The sequence below is a fragment of the Nocardia sp. NPDC058497 genome, assembly GCF_042720195.1.
In the GTDB taxonomy this organism is placed as follows: domain Bacteria; phylum Actinomycetota; class Actinomycetes; order Mycobacteriales; family Mycobacteriaceae; genus Nocardia.
The window spans coordinates 1-3,443 of sequence record NZ_JBHXMY010000613.1 but is presented as its reverse complement, the minus strand read 5'-3'; the positions used below and the strand labels follow the sequence as shown (position 1 = coordinate 3,443).

Here is a 3,443-nt window from a genome sequence, read left to right as displayed (position 1 = left end):
GTCCCCCTCGCACCCCGCGCCCCCCGCCCGCCCCCGCGGCGAGGAGATCGGTGTGCCCAGCTGTCCGCGCCGCGTCCACGCCTTAAGGTGACCCGATGACTGTGCTGGTGACGGGGGCGAGCGGCTTCGTCGGCGGGGCGATCGTGCGCGGCCTGCTGGCGCGCGGTGTGCCGGTCAGGGCGATGGTGCGCGACCCCGCGGCCGCGCCGGCCGGTGCCGAGGTGGCGGTGGCCGATCTCGCGGACGCCGCGGCCATGGCCCGTGCCGTGTCCGGGGTGCGGGCCGTGGTGCACGCCGCGGCGCTGCTCGGGGAGTTCGGGCGGCCCGCGGAGTTCTTCGCGGTGAATGTGGCCGGGACCGATCGGCTGATGCAGGAGGCCGCGGCGGCGGGCGTGGCGCGGTTCGTGTTCATCGGGAGTCCGAGCGCGCTGATGGCGCCCGATGGCGGTGACCAGCTCGGCATCGACGAGACGGTGCCCTACCCCGCCCGGTTCCTGAACAGCTATTGCGAGACCAAGGCGGTGGCCGAGCAGCTGGTACTGGCGGCCGATACACCGGAGTTCACGACGTGCTCGCTGCGGCCGCGCGCGGTGTGGGGGCCCGGCGATCGGCGCGGGCCGATCGTGCAGATTCTGGCGAAGTTGTGGGCGGGCCGGTTGCCCGACCTGTCCGGCGGCCGGGATGTGTGGGCGTCCCTGTGCTACATCGACCATCTCGTGGCGGCTGTGCCACTGGCGCTCGAGGCCGAGAAGGTCGGTGGGCGAGCCTATTTCGTCGCCGATGCCGAACCCGTATCGGTGTGGCCGACGATGGAAGCGGTGGCGCAGCGGTTCGGGTTGGCCGCGCCGAGTATCACCGTGCCTCCGCCGGTGCTCAGTGGCGCGCTGGCGGCGATCGAAACGGTGTGGCGGATTCCGGCGGTCGCGCAGCGCTGGACGCCGCCGCTGTCGCGGTACGCGGTCGCGCTCGTCACGCGGTCGGCGACCTACGACATCTCCCGTGCCGAACGGGAACTCGGGTACCGGCCGACCGTGCCGTTCGCCGACGGTCTCGATCGCTTCCACGAGTGGGTCGCCGGGATCGGTGGTCTCGACCGGCTGGTGGCCGACCTGTGAACAGCGGCGCGCTCTGGGTGGTGATTCCCGCGTTCGACGAGGAGCGCGGGATCGGTGCGACCCTGACTGCTGTTGCCGCGCAACGGGATACCGACTTCACCGTGGTCGTGGTGGACAACAACTCCAGCGACGGCACCGTCGAGATCGTGCGGGCGTTCGCCGCGGCGCATCCGGTCCCGGCTATCGAGGTGATCACCGAGCCACAGAAGGGCACCGGCGCCGCCGCCGACACCGGGATGCGGTACGCGATCGCGCAGGGGGCGACCTTCCTTGCCCGCACCGACGCCGACTGCCTGCCCGCGCCCGACTGGACGCAGCGGATCAAGGCCGGGTTCGATTCCGGGCTGCGGCTGGTCAGCGGGCAGCTGATTCCCCGGACGGACGAAGGGGTTTCGTGGCGTGATCGCACTATCATCCGGGTCGCGCTGGAGGTGGCGTCGGCCTTCGGGAAGGTGCGCTCAGGCAATCGTGATCCGAAATATCTCGGCCCCTATGTGATGACGCCCGGGTGCAATATGGCGATCACCGCCGAGTTGTACCTTGCCGCAGGCGGATTCCCGCGTACCGCTATCGAGGATCTGCACGAGGATCGCGCGCTGGTCAACGCGGTGCGCACGATCACCACCGACTACGGGTTGCGCCGTGATGTCCGGGTGTACGGCTCGAACCGGCGGGTGCGCGCGTGGGGCATCCGCAAGACGCTGGCCTGGTACGCCGACCACCGATACCGGCCCGAGGTCGTCGATATCCGATGACGACCGACTTTCTCGAACGCCTCGCCATGCAGGCCGACCGGATCCCCGACGCGTCCGCGCTCGGTGCGGTCGGCGAACGCGCGCTGACCTATCGCGAGCTCGTCGACACCGTCGACCGGGTCGCCTACAACCTCGGGGCGGCCGGGTTTCGACCAGGTGACCGGATGCTGTTCTCGATCCGGCCGAGCGTGTCCTCGGTGACCTTGATCTTCGGGGTGATCGCGGCGGGTGGGACCATCGTCTTCGTCGACCCCGGTGTGGGGCCCGAATTGTTCGACCAGCGGGTGAAACTGGTCGAACCCACCTGGGCGGCCACCGAATCGCTGTTGTACGCGGTGAGTGGCCCGCTGGCCGGATTCGGACGCCGGCGCGGGCTGAGTCTCCCCCGGTTCGGCGCACTCGATGTGCGGCACGTCCACAGTGGTCCCTGGCTGCCGGGGACGCCGTCCGGTTCGATTCCGTTGCACCGCTTCACCGGTCCTGCGGCAGGCACGGCGAACGTACCCGTCGATCCGGAAGCGCCCGCGCTGATCGTGTTCACCTCGGGCACCACCGACGAGCCGAAAGCCGTTGTGCACACTCGCGCTTCGCTCGGTGCGGGGCTGGCCGCGATGAGCGGGCGGACCAGTCTCGCGCCCGGCGCGTTCCTGCACACCGAACAGCTCATGATGGGGTTGCCCGCGCTCATGGCGGGTGCGCGCTGGGCGATGCCGCCGTATCCGCGGTTCGGCACCCACATCGACCCGGTCCGGTTCACCCAGGCCCTGCACAGCGCCACCCACGCGTTCTACACACCCGCCGACTTGGCCGTCGCGCTCGACGCGCTCGAGTCCGGCGCGATCTCCCCGCCGCCGTACCTGCGCCAGGTCGCCCTCGGCGGCGCTCCGGTCACCTCCGCCTTGCTACGGAGGGCACGGAAGTCGTTGCCCAGCACCGAGTTTCTCGCGATCTATGGGATGACGGAGATCCTGCCGGTCGCCGTCACCAACGATGTCGCCAAGCTCGCGCACTCCGGCGATCTGCTCGGCGCTCCGGTACCAGGGGTGGTGGCCCGGATCGCCGACGACGGCGAACTCGTGCTGGCCGGACCGAACCTGTGCCGCGGCTACCTCGGCGCCGACCCGCTCCCGGAGGTCCCGACCGGCGACCTCGCCCGCTGGGACGGTGACCAGCTCGTGCTCACCGGACGCAAGAAGGACATGATGATCCGCGGGAAGACCAACATCTACCCGGGGCTCTACGAGCCGGTGATCACGGCGATCGACGGCGTCCGCGCGGCGATCATGATCGGCATCCCCGACGAGATCGGCGACGAACGCATCGTCCTCGCCGTCGTCTCCGATCCCGACACAAGCGATGTCGCCGCCCTGCTGCGCACCCGATTGCCGCAGATCATCGACACCACCGCGGTCCCCGACGACATCGTGATCGTCGACCGGATCCCCGTCAGCGGCCGCACGAACAAACCCGACCGCGCCGCCCTCCGCGAGCTGCTGCGCGAACAGCTCGCCTAGGCCGCGGCCGCACGAACCAGGCGACGACCCGCCGGGTGGAGCGTCGCCTGTAGCATAGT

3 protein-coding genes are annotated in these 3,443 nt (G+C 70.4%); all 3 read left to right on the top strand.

The annotated features are described in order from the left end of the window. Positions 1 to 95 precede the first annotated feature (95 nt). Genes ACFWPJ_RS28220 through ACFWPJ_RS28210 form a run of 3 tightly spaced genes read left to right on the top strand, consistent with a single transcriptional unit; the run spans position 96 to position 3,384 of the window. Positions 96 to 1,115: an NAD-dependent epimerase/dehydratase family protein gene (locus tag ACFWPJ_RS28220; protein WP_378855838.1), complete on the top strand. Its 1,020-nt coding sequence runs from the start codon at positions 96 to 98 to the stop codon at positions 1,113 to 1,115. Then, complete coding sequence (locus ACFWPJ_RS28215; RefSeq protein WP_378855836.1) at positions 1,112 to 1,870, top strand: glycosyltransferase family A protein; 759 nt, start codon at positions 1,112 to 1,114, stop codon at positions 1,868 to 1,870. Before ACFWPJ_RS28220 ends, ACFWPJ_RS28215 begins: the two co-directional genes overlap by 4 nt. Then, complete coding sequence (locus tag ACFWPJ_RS28210) at positions 1,867 to 3,384, top strand: class I adenylate-forming enzyme family protein (RefSeq protein ID WP_378855834.1); 1,518 nt, start codon at positions 1,867 to 1,869, stop codon at positions 3,382 to 3,384. Before ACFWPJ_RS28215 ends, ACFWPJ_RS28210 begins: the two co-directional genes overlap by 4 nt. The last annotated feature ends 59 nt before the right edge of the window (positions 3,385 to 3,443 follow it).

Excerpts from the sequence above, each read along its gene's own strand:
- ACFWPJ_RS28210 (WP_378855834.1), top strand. The coding sequence starts at position 1,867 with ATGACGACCGACTTTCTCGAACGCCTCGCCATGCAGGCCGACCGGATC.
- ACFWPJ_RS28220 (WP_378855838.1), top strand. The coding sequence starts at position 96 with ATGACTGTGCTGGTGACGGGGGCGAGCGGCTTCGTCGGCGGGGCGATC.